The 18,765-nt window shown below is 35.8% G+C and carries 11 protein-coding genes; all 11 read left to right on the top strand.

From position 1 onward, the window contains the following. Positions 1-33 precede the first annotated feature (33 nt). The 11 genes from M0M44_RS19355 to M0M44_RS19305 all read left to right on the top strand — a co-directional run bounded on the left by M0M44_RS19355 (position 34) and on the right by M0M44_RS19305 (position 18,726). The gene (locus M0M44_RS19355; RefSeq protein WP_248727173.1) at positions 34-2,784 is read left to right on the top strand and encodes a glycoside hydrolase family 78 protein; all 2,751 of its coding nucleotides are present in this window, start codon (positions 34-36) and stop codon (positions 2,782-2,784) included. Positions 2,785-3,004: 220 nt separating this feature from the next. Continuing rightward, positions 3,005-4,015 carry a virulence RhuM family protein gene (locus M0M44_RS19350; RefSeq protein WP_194139461.1) on the top strand — a complete coding sequence of 337 codons (1,011 nt, stop codon included), beginning with the start codon at positions 3,005-3,007 and terminating at the stop codon, positions 4,013-4,015. 237 nt (positions 4,016-4,252) lie between these two features. Next, a complete protein-coding gene (locus M0M44_RS19345; RefSeq protein WP_248727172.1) occupies positions 4,253-5,398 on the top strand; it encodes a sialidase family protein in 1,146 nt (381 codons plus the stop codon). Positions 5,399-5,564: 166 nt separating this feature from the next. After that, the gene (locus M0M44_RS19340; protein ID WP_248727171.1) at positions 5,565-6,449 is read left to right on the top strand and encodes a sugar phosphate isomerase/epimerase family protein; all 885 of its coding nucleotides are present in this window, start codon (positions 5,565-5,567) and stop codon (positions 6,447-6,449) included. A 152-nt stretch (positions 6,450-6,601) separates the two neighbouring features. Continuing rightward, complete coding sequence (locus M0M44_RS19335) at positions 6,602-9,331, top strand: alpha-d-galacturonidase (RefSeq protein WP_248727170.1); 2,730 nt, start codon at positions 6,602-6,604, stop codon at positions 9,329-9,331. A gap of 502 nt (positions 9,332-9,833) precedes the next feature. Then, positions 9,834-13,361, top strand: coding sequence for a malectin domain-containing carbohydrate-binding protein (locus M0M44_RS19330; protein ID WP_248727169.1), 3,528 nt, complete (start codon positions 9,834-9,836; stop codon positions 13,359-13,361). A 248-nt stretch (positions 13,362-13,609) separates the two neighbouring features. Next, the gene (locus tag M0M44_RS19325; protein WP_248727168.1) at positions 13,610-16,039 is read left to right on the top strand and encodes a glycoside hydrolase family 2 TIM barrel-domain containing protein; all 2,430 of its coding nucleotides are present in this window, start codon (positions 13,610-13,612) and stop codon (positions 16,037-16,039) included. Positions 16,040-16,328: 289 nt separating this feature from the next. After that, on the top strand, positions 16,329-17,135 hold the full coding sequence (locus M0M44_RS19320; RefSeq protein WP_248727167.1) for an SDR family oxidoreductase: 807 nt from the start codon (positions 16,329-16,331) through the stop codon (positions 17,133-17,135). A gap of 11 nt (positions 17,136-17,146) precedes the next feature. Beyond that, positions 17,147-17,452, top strand: coding sequence for a hypothetical protein (locus M0M44_RS19315; protein ID WP_248727166.1), 306 nt, complete (start codon positions 17,147-17,149; stop codon positions 17,450-17,452). A gap of 38 nt (positions 17,453-17,490) precedes the next feature. Continuing rightward, positions 17,491-18,405 (top strand): helix-turn-helix domain-containing protein, encoded by a 915-nt coding sequence (locus M0M44_RS19310; RefSeq protein ID WP_248727165.1) that lies wholly within the window; start codon positions 17,491-17,493, stop codon positions 18,403-18,405. 3 nt (positions 18,406-18,408) lie between these two features. Next, a complete protein-coding gene (locus tag M0M44_RS19305) occupies positions 18,409-18,726 on the top strand; it encodes a nucleoside triphosphate pyrophosphohydrolase family protein (protein ID WP_248727164.1) in 318 nt (105 codons plus the stop codon). The last annotated feature ends 39 nt before the right edge of the window (positions 18,727-18,765 follow it).

The raw sequence follows: 18,765 nt of genomic DNA, 5'->3' as shown, positions 1-18,765 counted from the left end.
GGAACATAAAAAATAGCAGTTTAAAATAAAATCATGAAAAAGTTTTTTTTACATCTAATAATAATCCTCTCACTTTTTACACTTTCGGCGAAAGCCCAAAATAAAATCAGTGTTGTGGACTTAAAGTGCGAAATGCTGACGAATCCGGAAGGAATTGATGTTTTACAGCCAAGATTGAGCTGGAAAATAAAAGCAAACGTAAATGATGTCAAACAAACCCATTTTCAAATATTAGCTTCTTCAACTTTAGAAAAGCTAAACGCAGGAAACGCTGATTTATGGGACAGTGGAAAAGTACAAAGCGATGAATCTGTAAACGTAATTTACAACGGAAAAAAGCTAAAAGACAGACAAGATGTTTACTGGAAAGCAATTATTTCTACCAATAAAGGCGAAGTAAAATCAGCAGAACCAGCTCATTTCAGCATCGGGATTTTAACTTATGCGGACTGGAAATCGACGCGTTGGATTGGGTATGAAAAAACTTCTCCGGGCGATAGTATTTCGCAGTATTCTCGATTATCAGCCAGATATTTAAGAAAAGAAATTGACTTGAAAAAGAAAGTCAAAAATGCCAAAGTTTATATCATGGGAATGGGCTTGTATGAGCTGTACATTAACGGAAATAAAATTGGCGATCAGGTTTTGGCTCCCGTTCCTACGGATTATACGAAGAATTTGAAATACAATGTTTTTGATGTGACTTCGCAATTGAAAGAAGGCAAAAATGCATTGGGAACGATTTTAGGAAACGGACGTTTTTTTACGATGCGTCAGGATTATAAACCTTATAAAATCAAAACTTTTGGCTATCCGAAAATGGCTTTGCAGTTATTTGTAGAATATACAGATGGAAGCAAAGATGTTATTCGCACAGACGATACTTGGAAAATCACAACTGATGGACCAATCTTGTCAAACAACGAATACGACGGAGAAGAATACGATGCTCGTAAAGAAATGAAAGGCTGGAATACCATTAATTTTGATGATAAAAAATGGCTTTCGGCAGAATATGTTCAGGAACCAGGCGGATTTTACGAAGGACAGATGTCGGCGAATATGAAAATTAAACGCGAAGTAAAACCTATTTCAATCAAACAGACACCAAAAGGAACTTATATCTTAGATATGGGACAGAATATGGTAGGCTGGCTGCAATTGAAAGTGAAAGGAAATGCGGGCGAGAAAATCACGATGAAGTTTGCAGAATCTTTACAGCCGGATGGTTCGTTGTATATTGCGAATCTACGCGATGCTAAAACGACTGATATTTATACTTTAAAAGGCGAAGGAGATGAAGTATGGGAACCTCGTTTTATTTTTCACGGTTTTAGATTTGTTGAAATTTCAGGTTTTAAAACCAAACCAAGTATAGAGAATTTTGTTGGAAAAGTCGTTTACGATGATATTGCCACAACAGGAACTTTCGATTCTTCAAATCCAATTATGAATCAGATTTTTAAGAATGCTTGGTGGGGAATCAGCGGAAATTATAAAGGAATGCCAATTGATTGTCCACAGAGAAACGAGCGTCAGCCTTGGTTGGGAGACAGAACAACAGGAGCTTATGGTGAAAGTTTTTTATTTGATAACCAAACATTATATGCAAAATGGCTTGACGATATTAAAAACGCACAGACTATCGACGGCGGAATTCCGGATGTTGCACCAGCTTTCTGGCGTTATTATGGTGATAATGTGACTTGGCCGGGAACTTATATTACAGTTGCTGATATGCTGTATCAGCAGTTTGGAGACAAAAAAGTAATTCAAAAACAATATCCGTCTATGAAAAAATGGATGGATTATATGGAAGAAAATTATTTGGTTGATGACATCATGACTAAAGATAAATACGGAGATTGGTGTGTTCCGCCCGAATCATTAGAGTTAATTCGTTCTAAAGATCCTGCTCGTTTAACAGATGGCGAATTGATCTCGAGCGCCTTTTTCTATCAGCTTTTAAATACAATGAAAAAGTTTGCGGTAATAGCCAATGCTGAAAGAGACATTGCACATTACGAAGATCTGGCTTCCAGAATCAAAAAAGCATTCAATGCGAAATATTTTAATACATCAAAAAACAATTACGCCAACAATACTGTAACAGCCAATCTTTTGCCGTTGACTTTCGGAATGGTTCCAGAAGAATTACAGCAAAAAGTTTTTGAAAATTTAGTCCACGAGGTTGAAGTAACTAAAAACGGTCATGTAAGTACAGGAGTTATCGGAACGCAGTTTTTAATGCGAACACTGACTAATTTTGGACGAGGTGATTTAGCTTTTAAATTGGCATCAAACAAAACCTATCCAAGCTGGGGTTATATGGTCGAAAACGGCGCAACCACCATTTGGGAACTTTGGAACGGAAACACTGCCGATCCAGCTATGAATTCGCAAAATCACGTAATGCTTTTGGGCGATTTATTGATTTGGTATTACGAAAATATGGCGGGAATCAAAAGCAATCCTGAAACTCCGGGTTTCAAACAAATTATTATGAAGCCAGATTTTAATGCTGGATTGACTTATGTAAATGCTTCTTACGAATCGATTTACGGTTTAATTAAAAGCGACTGGAAAAAAGATAAAAAAGCTTTAGTTTGGAACTTTACCATTCCCGAAAATACTTCGGCTATTGTGTATCTTCCAACAACAGATATTTCTGCGATTTCAATCAATAAAATGAAATTGGATAAAACTTCTTACTCTTATAAAGCAAAAAACAATCAGGTTGTCGTTACACTTTCATCAGGAAATTATTCGATAAACGTTAAATAAAAAAGTTTTGTATTTGTAAATCTTCGATTTGTTGTGAGAACTGTTTTAAAATAGTAGATTTGAAAGACTATTTTTAATAAAAAAGCAAGATTCAAATGCTAAACTTTAAGGATTCAAAATGGTAATTGATTTAGAGTATTTGTTTAAAAAGGATATAAGAATGACAACTGAAAATGGTTTGTTGCAAAAAGAAAATAAAACAATTAAAGAATATTAAGTTATGGAGAATCAGGAACAAAATCTTCAGTTACTTTCTAATTTTGTTATTTTCAAAACAGGAAACGGCAAAGTAAATATCGATGTTTATTTTCAAGATCAAACACTTTGGCTATCGCAAAAAAGAATAGCCGAACTATTTCAGAAAGGTCGTTCTACAATTACAGAACATCTAAAAAATATTTTTTCAGATGCAGAATTAGAAGAAAATTCAGTATGTCGGAATTTCCGACATACTGCGGAAGACGGAAAAGTATATACTTCTAAATTTTATAATTTAAGGGTAATAACAGCTGTTGGTTATAGAGTAAATTCAGAGCGTGCTATTGAATTTAGAAAATGGGCGACAGAAATTTTGCACGAATACATCATCAAAGGTTTTGCTATGGATGATGATCGCTTAAAGCAAATGAAACATTTTGGTCAGGATTATTTTGACGAAATGTTGGAACGCGTGCGAGAAATTAGATTAAGCGAAAGAAGACTCTATCAAAAAGTAACAGATATTTTTGCTCTTTCGGCAGATTATAATAATCAATCGACTATCACACAACATTTTTTTGCGACAGTACAAAATAAATTACATTGGGCAATTACAGGAAAAACGGCTGCTGAAATAATTTATACCGAAGCGGATGCTGCAAAATTATTTATGGGACTAAAAGCGTGGAAACATGCCCCTGACGGAAAAATACTAAAAAGCGATGTTGTTATTGCTAAGAATTATCTCAACGAAGAACATATCAAGGCGTTGCAGCGTATTGTGACTGCTTATTTAGACTTGGCAGAAAGCAGGGCCATAAATAAAAAAGTTATGAATATGGAAGATTGGGAAAAATTTTTGAACCAATTTTTAGAATTAGCAGATTATCCAATTCTTACTAATACTGGAAAAGTAACAATGCTTGAAGCAAAATTAAAAGCCGAATCTGAATATGATAAATTTAGAGTTATACAGGACGAAAACTTTATTTCAGATTTTGATAAAGAATTGAACAAAAGATTAAACAGTTAATTGATTTAAATAAAATTTACCATTTTATATATAACATAAAAGTAATCTTGCTATTACACTTTTATCAGGAACCTACATTTTAAACGTTAAATAATCGGCATTTTTAATAATTCGGGACAGTACAGGATACATTGTTAATTTTTTGGTGTTATTTTTACACTTATTAAATATTTTTACCTAAAAAAATGTTAGGTATGTATTTATAGTCAAAAAAAATAATTCATAATTTAATTAAGAATGAAGATAACAAAATTAGCATTTGTCTTGTTTGGACTTTTCCTTTTAGGAAGTTGTAAATCGGCTTTAGAGAAAAAGACTTGGAAAGAAGGAATTTTAGTAGATCAGTTTATTTACGATAAAGCACCTTATCCGTCTTGCCACGCTGTTACAATTGTCGAAGCTACAAATGGTGATTTAGTTGCTTCTTGGTTCGGTGGAACTCACGAAAGACATCCTGATGTTTGTATTTATGTCGCCATTAAACCTAAAGGAAGCGATACTTGGAATGAAGGCGTTAAAGTGGCCGATGGTGTGATGAAAGAAGGTCCGAGATTACCAACATGGAATCCGGTTTTATATCAAATTCCAGGTGGTGATTTAATGCTTTTCTACAAAATCGGACCAAAGCCATCAGAATGGTGGGGCGTAATCAGAACTTCATCTGACGGCGGAAAAACATGGTCTGAGGCACAAAAAATGCCTGATGGTTTCTTAGGGCCAATCAAAAATAAACCTGTTTTATTAAGCAACGGAACTCTATTATGTCCGTCAAGTATCGAAGGCGACGGCTGGAGATTGCGTATGGAATCAACTCCTGATTTCGGAAAAACTTGGGTAATGGGCGATACGCTTCCAAGAGGAAAACAAAAAATAAATGCGATTCAGCCCAGTATTTTATTTCATAAAGACGGAAGCATTCAGGCCATCGGAAGAACCAGAAACAGAGCTATTTTCAGCACTTTCTCAAAAGACAATGGAAAAACCTGGTCGGATGTAGAATTAATCGGACTTCCAAATAATAACTCAGGAACAGATGCTGTAACTCTTAAAAACGGCAAACATTTATTAGTTTACAATCACGTTTTACCTCCTGGAAAAGAAGCAAAAGGCCCAAGAACGCCTTTAAATGTTTCGATTTCGGATGACGGAATTAACTGGAAAGCCGCTTTGGTTTTAGAAGATTCAAAAATCAGCCAATATTCGTATCCATCTATGATTCAGAGTTCTGACGGAATGGTGCATATCGTATACACTTGGAGAAGAGAAAAACTGAAATACGTAAAAATCGATCCAACGAAGTTAAAAGCACTTCCAATCAAAAACGGAATCTGGCCAGGCGAAGAAGGAAAAGTGGTAACAGCTGTTAAGGCTGAAGAGGAGTAAAAAAGTATAAGCCACAGATTAAAGGATTAAAAATGATTTTTTCTAATTAAATCTCGAAAATCTGCTCAATCTGCGAGAGTAAATTTTTTCACGCAGATTTAGCAGATTCAGCAGATTTTTTTAATCCATTTAAATCCTTTAATCTGTGGCAAAAAAAAATATAAGCATGAAATCTAAAAGAAATTTACTTATTGCACTGTTCGTTGTTCTGTCAACAACATTCAACAGTTGCGCAACGGCTCAGTCTTCCAACAAAAAGCAAAAATACAAAGTGGCAGTTTGCGACTGGATGATTTTAAAAAGACAAAAACTGGGCGCTTTTGGTCTAGCAGCCGAATTAAAAGCAGACGGAATCGAACTGGACATGGGAGGTTTAGGAAATCGACCAACTTTTGACAGCAAATTAGGTGATCCAGTTGAGAGACAAAAATTCTTAGATAAATCGAAAGAAACTGGCGTTGGAATCAGTTCTATTGCGATGTCTGGATTTTATGCACAATCTTTTGCCACAAGAGAAATCACGCCAATGATTACGGATTGTATTCAAGCCATGAAAAATATGAAAGTTAAAGTGGCTTATTTGCCGTTAGGAACTCAAACCGATTTGGTTAAGAATCCAGAATTACGTCCAGAAGTGATCAAGAGATTGCAGTGGGCAGGAAAAGAAGTGGGGAAAATTGGTGGTGTTATTGCGATTGAAACTTCATTGAGCGCGACAGAAGAGAAAAAACTTTTAGAAGAAATCGATTCAAAATATATTAAAAGCTCTTTCAATTTTGCCAATGCTTTAGATAATAAAAGAGATATTTCATCAGAATTAAAAATCTTAGGAAAGAAATATCTAGCACAAATTCATGCATCAAACACTGATCAGTTTTGGTTAGAAAACGATAAAGCGATCGATATGCCAAAAATCAAACAAACATTAGACGAAATGAAATGGAGCGGATGGCTGATTGTAGAACGTTCTCGTGACGTGACACAAGTGCACAATGTAAAAGCTAATTACGGAGCTAACGTAGCTTATTTGAAAAAGATTTTCCAGAATTAAACAATAAACAGTGATCAATATGTAATCGTTAAACAAGACAATTTATCACTATAAATCTGCCGAATCTGCTAAATCTGCGAGAGATATTTTTCACGCAGATCGGGCAGATTTAGCAGATTATTTTTAAAAAGAATATCCAAAAACAGCATACCATGAAATATTTACAATTACTTTTTTTATGTTTTTATGTCTCTTTCGTGACAGCTCAGAACATCACAGTTGTGAGTGATCCGAGTTCGCCAAGAGCAAAGTTTGGCGCAGAGAAATTATCTGAAATACTTACAGCAAAAGGTTTCAGCGTAACTTCTTCTGACAAATTCAAAAAATCAAAAGATAAAGTAATTGTTATTGGTGAAAAAGGAACTGATTTTTGGAAAAAAAATGCTAAAAGCGCTAAAATCGATGATAGCAAACTGAATAAAAAAGAAGGTTTTCAGATTCGTACTCAAAATAATATTATTTATGTACAAGGAACAGATGCCTCTGGAGCATTGTATGGCGCTTTAGAATTAGCAGACCGTATTAAAAGTTCAGGAAAACTTCCGTCAGAAATTAATTTGGATGACAGTCCGGAAATGGTTTTAAGAGGAGCTTGCATCGGAATGCAGAAACCGGTTTATCTTCCTGGGCGTGATGTTTACGAATATCCGTATACACCAGAAACTTTTCCTTGGTTTTACGATAAAGCTTTATGGATAAAGTATTTGGATATGCTGGTTGAAAACCGCATGAATTCCTTGTATTTATGGAACGGGCATCCGTTTGCTTCTTTAGTGAAATTAAAAGAGTATCCGTTTGCTGTAGAAGTAAGCGATGAAGATTTCAAAAAGAACGAAGAAATCTATAAATTCTTAACGGTAGAAGCTAATAAACGCGGAATCTGGGTAATTCAGATGTTCTATAATATTATCGTTTCTAAGCCTTTTGCAGAACATTACAACATTAAAACACAAGATCGTTCGCGTCCAATTACGCCATTACTTTCAGATTATACCAGAAAATCTATTGCTGCTTTTATTGAAAAATATCCGAATGTTGGATTAATGGTTTGTTTGGGAGAAGCAATTAATACGGTTGATGACGATGTGGAATGGTTCACTAAAACAATTATTCCAGGCGTTCGCGATGGTTTACAAGCATTAGGAAAAACAGAGGAACCGCCAATTATTTTGCGTTCTCATGATACAGACGGGCCTTTGGTAATGGAAAAATCACTTCCGTTATACAAAAACTTATATACAGAAAGTAAATATACAGGAGAATCTTTGACGACTTATACGCCAGGCGGACCTTGGGGCGAAACGCATAAACAATTGAGCGCTTTAAAATCAATTCATATTGAGAACGTGCATATTTTGGCCAACTTAGAACCTTTTAGATACGGTTCGCCAGACTTTATACAAAAAACGGTTAAAGCGATGCACAGTGTTCATGGAGCCAATGCATTACATTTATATCCACAGGCATCGTATTGGGATTGGCCTTATTCGGCGGATAAAACTAAATCAGGCGAACGTTTACTAGAAATGGATCGTGACTGGATTTGGTACAAAGCATGGGCAAGATATGCGTGGGACAGTAAAAGAGACCGAAATGAAGAGGTGAAATTTTGGGATAATGATTTAGCCGCCAAATTTGGAACTAGTCAGGAAGCCGCTAATAACATTTTAAAAGCCTACGAAGAAACAGGAGAAATTGCTCCAAAAACATTAAGACGTTTCGGAATCACCGAAGGAAACCGTCAAACCTTATTGTTAGGAATGTTCGAAAGCCAATTGGTAAATCCGTCGAAATGGCGTGTGTATCCGGGATTCCACGAATCGTGCGGTCCTGCGGGAGAATTGCTTTTGGAATATGCTAAAAAAGAATGGAATAAAGAACCGCATTCGGGCGAACTTCCAACACAGATTATTGCTGAAATTACAGAACACGGAAGATTAGCAGCTGAAGCCATTGACAAAGCCGAAGCTAGCGTAACTAAAGACAAAGAGGAATTTGCCCGTCTTAAAAACGATATGCATGCTTACAAAGCTTTCGCTGATTTCTTCTCAGAAAAAGTAAAAGCAGCCTTATTGGTTTTAAGATACAGTTATTCAAATGATATTGCCGATTTAGATAAAGCGATGCCTCATTTAGAAAAAAGCATCGAACATTATGAATTATTGGTAAACCTGACAAAAGATACTTACTATTATGCCAACAGTATGCAAACCGCTCAACGCCGAATTCCGATTGGAGGCGATGACGGAAACAACAAAACGTGGGCAGAATTATTACCGCATTACGAACGTGAATTGGCGAATTTCAAAAGAAATCTAGAGAAGTTAAAAGCTTCAAAAGACGGCAAAATTGAAACTAAAGAAGGAAAACCGTGGAAACCGGCCGAAGTTACTTTCATCGACGAAAAACCGGGAACGTATTTAGTAAAAACAGGAACAAAAGTTTACGGAACCGATATTTCTGAATTAACGAAAATCGCTCCTGAACTTCAAAACTTAAGAGGATTTTCGTTTGTAGAAAACGACCAGAACGAAAAAGGAACGCATTTGAAGTTTAGAAACACAAAAGCGGTTAAATTAGTGGTTGGTTATTTCAATTCAGATCAAAAGAGATTTTTGTTACCGCCAAGTTTGGAAACAGATGCAGCAGGAAACGCGCACGGTCAGGCCGAAGTTATTCTGGCAAGTGCCATGAATTTAAAAGATTTGCCACGTGTAAACATTCATACATATACTTTCCAGCCTGGCGAAAATAAATTAGATCTAGGAAAAGGAAAAGTATTGATTTTAGGTTTTATCGACGCAGATCAAACCATAACACCACGCGATGTTGGATATATTGATGCAGGAGAGAAAGCAGCTATTGACTGGTTGTTTTATTAATAAGATTTAGGGCGTGTCCCTCCGGGTCGGGCTTTCGGCTATATCTTTTATTCCGCTACGCTGCATAAAAGGATACCGCCTCAATCCCTCACGCGAATAAACGTTATTAAACCTGACGGGTTTTAAAAACGCGTCAGTTTAATTAAGAATATAAACACAATCTTGTCATCCCGAGGAACGAGGGATCACACTAGAAACTACGCAAAGTAAAACCAATCTTTGTCGATTTGCGAGTGTGATTTCTCCCTTCGGTCGAAATGACAAAACGAGCGAATATAATTATCGATGTTAAACCTGACGGGTTTTTAAAACCCGTCAGGTTTACGTTGAGAATATAACACAATCTTGTCATCCCGAGGAACGAGGGATCACACTAGAAGCTACGCAAAGTAAAACCAATCTTTGTCGAATCCGAGTGTGATTTCTCCCTTCGGTCGAAATGACAAAAAGCCGTATATCAAACTTAAATAACCTTATAATCACTTATATGGTTTTAAAAAATATGAAAAGAATAGTTTTTTTTATTTTTTGTTTTTTTTCAAGTCTTTGTTTTGTTTGGAGTCAGAGCAAAGGTTCAGGGAAGCTTCGTAAAGAAATTTCGCTGAATTCATCTTGGGAAACCGTAATACTGGATAATCTTCCGCTGAAAGAAGAAGATTTTGTAGAAAATCCAAAAACTGATTCCAATTGGCAAAAGGTTAGTGTGCCTCACAATTGGGATCAGTATTATGGTTTCAGAAGAACAAAACATGGAAATTTACATGGTACTGCTTGGTACAAGAAATCTTTAAAACTGGATAAAAAAGACGTTTCAAAACAGCTTTTCCTCTATTTTGAAGGCGTCAGTTCATACGCAACAGTTTGGGTAAACGGCAAAAAAGTCGGTGAACACAAAGGCGGTAGAACCACTTTTACATTAGACATAACAAAAGCCGTTTTTTTCGATAAAGAAAACCAGATTTTGGTTAAAGCAGCACATCCATCTTTTATTGCCGATCTTCCTTGGGTTTGCGGAGGATGTTCGGGAGAATGGGGATTCTCTGAAGGTTCTCAGCCAATGGGAATTTTTAGACCAGTTACGTTAGTTGTTACAAACGACGTTAGAATAGAACCTTTTGGCGTTCATATCTGGAATGATAAATCGGTTTCCAAACAAAAAGCCATTCTTCATACTACAACACAAATCAAGAATTACGGAACTTCAAACCGAAATTTAACGATTGAAAACATCCTTTTTGATGCTTCAGGAAAGAAAACTGTTATTATAAAAAGTGATGTCAAATACGTTTCAGGAGAAATAAAAGAAATAGCACAGACACTTCCAGAGATTGTAAATCCGAAATTATGGTCGCCGTCCAATCCGTATTTGTATAAATTGGTGACTTCAGTTTATGAAAACGGAAAAATAATTGATCAGTTAACAACGCCTTACGGAATCCGTTGGGTAAGCTGGCCGGTGAGCCGTGACGGAAAAGACAATCGTTTTTTTATCAATGATGAACCCTTATTCATCAACGGAACTTGCGAATACGAACATTTAATTGGAAACAGTCATTCGTTTTCAGACGAAATGATTCATTCCAGAATCGAGCAAATCAAAGCGGGTGGATTTAACGCTTTTAGAGAAGCGCATCAGCCTCATAATTTGTTGTATCAAAAAGAATTAGACGAAAACGGAATTTTATTTTGGAGTCAGTTTTCGGCGCATATTTGGTACGATACGCCTGAATTCAAAGAAAATTTTAAAACCTTATTACGCGAATGGATTAAGGAGCGCAGAAACAGTCCGTCGGTAGTGATGTGGGGATTGCAGAACGAAAGTACTATTCCGAAAGAATTTGCTGAAGAATGTACACAGATTATCCGTGAAATGGATCCGTTATCAGCTTCTCAAAGAATCGTGACGACTTGTAATGGAGGAGAAGGAACAGACTGGAATGTCGTTCAAAACTGGTCAGGAACATATGGCGGAGATCCGTTAAAATATCATTTGGAAATGAGCACGCAGTTGTTAAACGGTGAATACGGCGCTTGGCGTTCGGCCGATTTACATACCGAAGGCGAGTTTGACCAAAAAGGAACTTTGAGCGAAAACCGTTTTTCTCAATTAATGGAAATTAAAGTTCGCGAAGCCGAATCGGTTAAAGATAAAATTGCGGGGCAGTTCAACTGGCTTTTTGCTTCGCACGAAAATCCGGGACGTGTGCAAAGCGGAGAAGGATTTCGAGATATTGACAAAGTCGGGCCAGTAAATTACAAAGGACTTTTTACGATTTGGGGCGAACCTTTAGATGCGTTTTATATGTACCGCGCCAATTACGTTTCGAACAAAACCAATCCGATGGTGTATATCGTTTCGCACACTTGGCCAAGTCGTTGGGATAAACCCGGAATCAAAAACGGAATCGATATTTATTCCAATTGTGATGAAGTTGAATTGTTTAATGACGTAAATAAGTCTTCTTTAGGGAAATTAAAAAATCCAGGAATCGGACAGCATTTTCAGTTCGATAATGTCAATATCCAATACAATGTTTTATACGCTGTTGGATATGTAAACGGAGTGGCGGTTGCCAAAGATTATATCGTTTTGAATACACTTCCGAAAGCGCCAAATTTAGCCGATTTAACTCCTGAAAAAACAGATTTATTAAAAGATAAAAAAGGCTATAATTATATCTACAGAGTAAATTGCGGTGGCTCTGAATTCACTGATAGTTCAGGAAACACTTGGTTTGCAGATACACACAAAAGCGGAAAATATACTTGGGGTTCTTCATCATGGACAGATAATTTTGAAAAACTTCCGGATTTCTTTGCAAGTCAGAGAACGACTTTTGATCCAATAAACGGTACAAAAGATCCCGAATTATTCCAGAGTTTTAGATATGGCGTTGACAAATTGCGTTACGAGTTTCCTGCTCCCGAAGGAGAATATTTAGTAGAATTATACTTCACAGAACCATGGTACGGAACAGGAGGAGGAATGGACTGCAAAGGCTGGCGTTTGTTTGATGTTGCGATTAACGAAAATGTCGTTTTAAAAGATTTTGATATTTGGGCAGAAGCGGGACACGATCAGGCTCTGAAAAAAACTTTTACAGTAAAAAGCAAAGACGGAAAAATTGTGATTTCGTTTCCGAATGTAAAAGCAGGGCAGGCCATCATTTCTGCAATTGCCATCGGAACAAAAGATCGAAAACTGAGACCTGCCGATGCTTCGCCAAAAAATATTCAGAATCTTGTTTTAGATTCTTATGAGAAAACCAACCGAATAGCTTCGTGGATGGATATCAATTCAAAACAATTTTCAGATTCTGATGTTGTTTTTACCGAATTGTCTTCTGAATTATTTGGTGCCGATTATTTACAGTTTTCAATTTCTTCTAAAAATAAAGGTTCGTTTACTGCCAAAGAAGATTCGAATATTTATGTTTTAGTTGATAGTAAAGTTAAAGAATCAGCTTCGTTTTCTGATTATAAAAAAATAGAGGAAAACGCGAAAAACAGCAATAGAGCTTCATTTACGATCTTCAATAAAAAAGTAAAAAAAGGAGAAAAAATTCTTTTTGATAATACTGAGTCTATAAGCACAATCGCTGTTGTCCCAGTTTATGATATGGGCAAAAAAGACGATTCAAGACCTGTTGTAATCATTGAAGCTGAAAAGGCTAAAGCGACAGGGAGAGGAATCGAAAAAGGAAATTTCAAAAAAGCCGATTATATTGAGTTTACCAAAAAAACAGCAAACAGCATTCAGTTTGAAGTAAAACCTGGCGTTGCGGGAATTTATTTAATGCGTTTTAAATTCATGAACAGAAATGAAACGCCTTTAAAAGTCAAATTTAAAATGGAAGATGCATACGGAATTTTAATGCGAAATGACACCATTGAATTTTTTACAGCACCAGAAAAATGGAAGATTTTAAATACAACTTCCGGTGGTTATATTAATGCAGGAACGTATAAAATTACCTTAGAAGGTGATGATTTGAAAGGATTGATGCTGGATAATTTTGAGTTTCAATAGGTTTTTTTTTGAGGTTCAAAGGTGCAGGGGTTCAAAGAGACAGGGGTTTTAGGTTTGTCAGGCTGAGTGATCCCGAGGGTTCGGCAGAAGCTCTCGCAAGTCGTTACCACGTCCAGTTTGTCATTTCGACGAAGGAGAAATCTTCGCAAGAAGCTCGACAAAGATTGGTAATTCACGTTGTGGAGTTACTAATGAAGATTTCTCCTTCGTCGAAATGACAAGATTGGAGAAAATGCTAATTTTTAAAAATGATTATTAAATATATTATGATTTTAAAAAAGATAATAATTGCTTTAACAATACTGTTTTCAGTATCCATTTTTGCACAAAAACAATCCAGAATTGTCGAAGATTTCAATAAAAACTGGAACTTTAAATTAGGAGATTATCCATATGCAATTCAAGCAAATTTCGATGTGAAAGATTGGAGAACGCTTCAACTGCCTCATGACTGGAGTATTGAAGGTGCTTTTGATAAAGATGCTAAAACCAAACAAGCGCAGGGATTTTTGCCTGCTGGAAAAGGCTGGTATCGCAAAGCGTTCACTGTTCCTGCAAATTGGAAAAACAAAACGGTCTCAATAGAATTTGATGGCGTTTTTAAGAACAGTGAAGTTTTCATAAATGGCAAATCATTAGGAATGCGTCCAAACGGTTATATTTCTTTTGGTTATGATTTGTCTCAATATGTCAAATTTGGAAAAGAGAATGTAATCGCGGTAAAAGTCGATAACGATGCACAACCGAATTCAAGATGGTATACAGGTTCTGGAATTTACAGAAATGTGCGTTTGGTTGCCAGCGAAAAATTGCACGTTGGAAAGTGGGGAACTTTTGTAACCACGCCTGAAGTTTCTGTAGCAAAATCTAAGATTCATTTAGAAGTTACGATTGATAATGACAATGAGACTCCGAAAGAATTTAAACTGGTTACTTCAGTTTTAAATGCTGACAATAAAGAAGTTGCTAATTTCACTTCAACAGAAAAAATAGCGGCTAAAACTTCAGAGAAAAAGATTCACGATTTGGTTTTAAATCAGCCAAAATTGTGGGATACTGAAAACCCATATTTATATAAAGTGGTTACTAAAATTTACGAAAAATCGAAATTAGTTGACAATTACGAAACGCCTCTTGGTTTCCGTTTCTTTAGTTTTGATTCAGAAAAAGGATTTTCTTTAAACGGAAAACCAACGAAGATTTTGGGAGTCTGCCTGCATCATGATAACGGCGCTTTGGGAGCGGTCGAAAATATTCATGCGGTGAGAAGAAAACTGACTCTGATGAAAGAAATGGGCGCAAACGCTATTAGAATGTCTCATAATCCGCATTCTTTAGAAATGATGCAATTGTGCGATGAGATGGGTTTCATCGTTCAGGACGAAGCTTTTGACGTTTGGAAAAAGAAAAAAGTAACCAACGATTACCATAAAGATTGGGATGCGTGGCATAAACAGGATTTAGAAGATTTTATTAAAAGAGACCGAAATCATCCATCGGTTATGATGTGGAGTATTGGCAACGAAATTAGAGAACAATTTGATTCGACAGGAATTGCTATTACAAGAGAATTGGCTAAAATCGTAAAATCTTTAGATACAACGCGTCCTGTGACTTCGGCTTTGACCGAAAATGTTATTGAGAAGAATTTTATTTATCAATCTGGAGCTTTGGATCTTTTAGGATTTAATTATAAACACGAAGATTATAAAGATTTTCCGACTCGTTTTAAAGGACAGAAAATATTAGCTTCAGAAAGCGTTTCGGCTTTAGAAACGCGTGGTCATTATGATTTTCCAGATGGAATTAAAGCTTGGCCAACCAAACACGGTGCTCCATTTGATGGAAATGCAGATTGGACGGTTTCGGCTTACGATCAGGTGAAATCGTACTGGGGCGCAACGCACGAAGAGAACTGGAAAACGATTAAAAAACAGGATTTCATGGCGGGAACTTTTATCTGGACCGGTTTTGATTATATCGGAGAACCTGATCCGTATCCGTATCCGGCAAGAAGTTCTTATTTCGGAATTGTTGATTTGGCTGGACTTCCAAAAGATGTGTATTATATGTACCAAAGTGAATGGTCGAACAAAACAATGCTGCATATTTTTCCGCATTGGAACTGGAAAAAAGATCAGGAAGTGGAAGTTTGGGCATATTACAACAATGCCGATGAAGTAGAATTATTCTTAAACGGAAAATCTCTCGGAACAAAATCAAAACAAAACGATGATTTGCATATTTCATGGAAAGTAAAATTTGAACCGGGAACATTAAAAGCTGTTTCAAGAAAGAACGGAAAAGTAGTTTTAGAAAAGGAAATTCACACAGCGGAAGAAGCTTCAAAAATAGATTTGAAAGCAGAAAAAACTACAATCAAAAACGATACTTACGATTTGGTTTATGTAACGGTTTCTATGATAGATAAAGATGGAAACTTATTGCCAAATGCTATGGATTTAATCAATTTTGAAGTGACTGGCGGAGGAAAATTAGTTGGGGTTGATAATGGTTATCAGGCTAATTTGGATTCTTTTAAAGCGAATTCGTGTAAGTTGTTTAATGGTAAATGTGTTGCAATTATTCAATCAAACGGAAAAAAAGAAAATATTCAGTTGAAGGCGACGACAGGAAATGGAATTCCAGTTTCCTCGATTCTGATAAAGGTTAATTAATCTAGATGCCGCCCCGCTGGGGCTTTCGATTAACACCTCATTTTTATATAAATATTAAGCTCCGCTGGAGCTTTTTTTATGGAAAATGCTTTTGGCGAAATATATAGAAAAAGATTGCAGATCTGGAAGAGAGAAATATTTAGATCTAAATTAAAAAAATCAGTAAACTCCATTAGAAATAATGGAGTTTTTTAGTATCCGTCATTTTGGCTAATACATCTTCCAAAACGGCTACAAACAGCTTTATACTTCGGCTGATCTTTGCATTATAATTTTAAAACAATTAATAATGCAAAAGACAATTTTTATTACAGGAGCTTCAACAGGATTAGGAAAATCTACAGCAAAATCATTTCAAAGCAAAGGCTGGCAGGTAATTGCGACCATGCGTAATCCAGAAAAGGAAATAGAATTAAATCAATTAGAAAATGTGATTGTACTTCCGTTAGACGTCACAAATTCAGAACAAATTGATTCTACGATCAAAAGTATTACAGAAAATTATTCTATAGATGTTGTTTTAAATAATGCTGGTTATGGTTTAATAGGTGCTTTAGAATCTTTAGAAAATCATCAAATCGAACGTCAGATCGTGACTAATTTATTTGGGGTTATTCGAGTTTCAAAAGCTTTTGTATCTCACTTCCGAGAGAAAAAAAGCGGTACATTCATTAATATTACTTCTACTTTCGGTTTAATGGGTTTTCCTACTTGTTCGATTTATAGCGCGACAAAATTTGCCGTAGATGGATTCTCAGAAAGTCTGGCATCAGAATTAGTCCAGTTCGGAATACAAGTAAAAGTTGTGGCTCCAGGCGGCATGAAAACAGATTTTGCCATACGATCAATGGAAGTTGCACAACACGAAGCATATGAAAAACTAGCTTTTGAAGTGAGTAAAGGGTATAGCGCGGAACAATTAGAAAATTATACAAAAGCCGAAGATGTTGCTCAAATTATCTACGAAGCTGCGACAGACAATAAGAATCAATTACGATATATTGCCGGAAATGATGCCAATGCATTATACAATGAGCGCTTAAGTTTGGGAGCTGAAAATCAGGTGAAAAACATCAAAACAATGTTTACTTTTTAATTTTAGATCAGATGAAAAATCAAGCTATAGAATTGACTACCTTTAAACTGAGAGGTTTCACAACCAAACAATTTATTGAAGCTAATGCTACAATTGATGCATTTTTAAAACGCCAAAAAGGATTTCGTTCCCGAACTATTTTCGAATTAAAGAAAGATGTCGTGTATGATATGCTGGTTTGGGACAGTGAGGAAGACGGTACAAATGCAATGCATAAATTAATGACTGAATTGAGTGATTCGCCCGTACATGATATGATCGATCAAAGTACTGTGAGCTGGAACATTGCACCAGTCGAACATTTTGTAAATTTGTAAAATCTTCAGCATTTTAAGCTGTACATTCATCCATGAAAATGAAAAACCAACCCAGAATATTCAATACCATTTCGGAGTTGCATAAAGCAATGGGACAACCGAAACCATTGCATCCGCTAATTAGCATTTTGGATTATGGCGAAGCTGTATTTGATCCGAAAGATTTTGAAAACGGAATTGTTTTGGATTTTTATAAAATATCTTTCAAAACAAATTTTACAGGAAAACTGCGTTACGGACATGGTTTCTATGATTTTGAAGAGGGCGGAATGTCATTTGTTTCGCCAGGGCAAGTTTTAAAAATGCAGGAAGAAGAAGCCGATTACAGCGGAATGTCGCTAAATATTCATCCTGATTTTTTTCGTCCTTATTCCTTAAATACGAATATCAAAAAATATGGTTTTTTCTCTTATTCGGCTGCCGAAGCTTTATATCTTTCTGAGAAAGAAAAAGAGACAATTTTAGGCGTTTTTACAAATATTGAGAATGAACTTAACGAGCGAATCGATCATTTTAGTCAGGATGTTATTATCTCGCAAATAGAACTTTTACTGAATTACAGCAATCGATTTTACAATCGACAATTTATAACCCGAAAAGCGGTCAATAATGATGTGCTTTCTAAACTTGAAAATTTATTAGAAGATTATTTTAATAGCGAAAAACCACAAGAAAATGGTTTGCCAACAGTTCAATATGTTACAGACGAATTGCAGTTGTCCTCCAGATATTTGAGCGATTTATTACGAAGTATTTCTGGGCAAAATACGCAGCAGTTTATTCATGAAAAATTAATCGAAAAAGCTAAAGAATATATTGTAAAAGGAACTTTATCCGTTTCTGAAATTGCTTATAAATTAGGTTTTGAACATCCGCAGTCGTTTAACAAGCTCTTCAAGAAAAAGACCAATATTAGTCCGATTGTATTTAAAGAATTATTTATTAAAAACTAAATTATGCCATCATTAAATTTTGAAGAATTAAAACAGCGTTCTACTGCCATAAGAAAACGTTATCACAAATTGGAAGTAGCGCATCACGGAAGCGAATGGACGGTTGAAGAAGATGCACTGGCTTTCCTGACTGATGCAGGTTTGGTAGGTCGTCATGTTATGTCACAGCAAGGAAGATGGCCAAAGCCAAATACAGAAGAAGAATTGAAACATAAAATAGGAGAATCGATTTGGTGGCTTACGGTTTTGGCTGAAAGGATGAATATTAATATCGAAACGGTTACGGAAGATTTCTTAGCGAAAACAGAAAAACTATTGTAAAAATAAACTTATATTAGCGCAGATAATATTAAAAGCCAT

The organism is Flavobacterium humidisoli, from assembly GCF_023272795.1.
GTDB classification, from domain to species: domain Bacteria; phylum Bacteroidota; class Bacteroidia; order Flavobacteriales; family Flavobacteriaceae; genus Flavobacterium; species Flavobacterium humidisoli.
The sequence above is the reverse complement of the archived record's forward strand: the minus strand, read 5'-3'. Positions and strand labels throughout refer to the sequence as shown.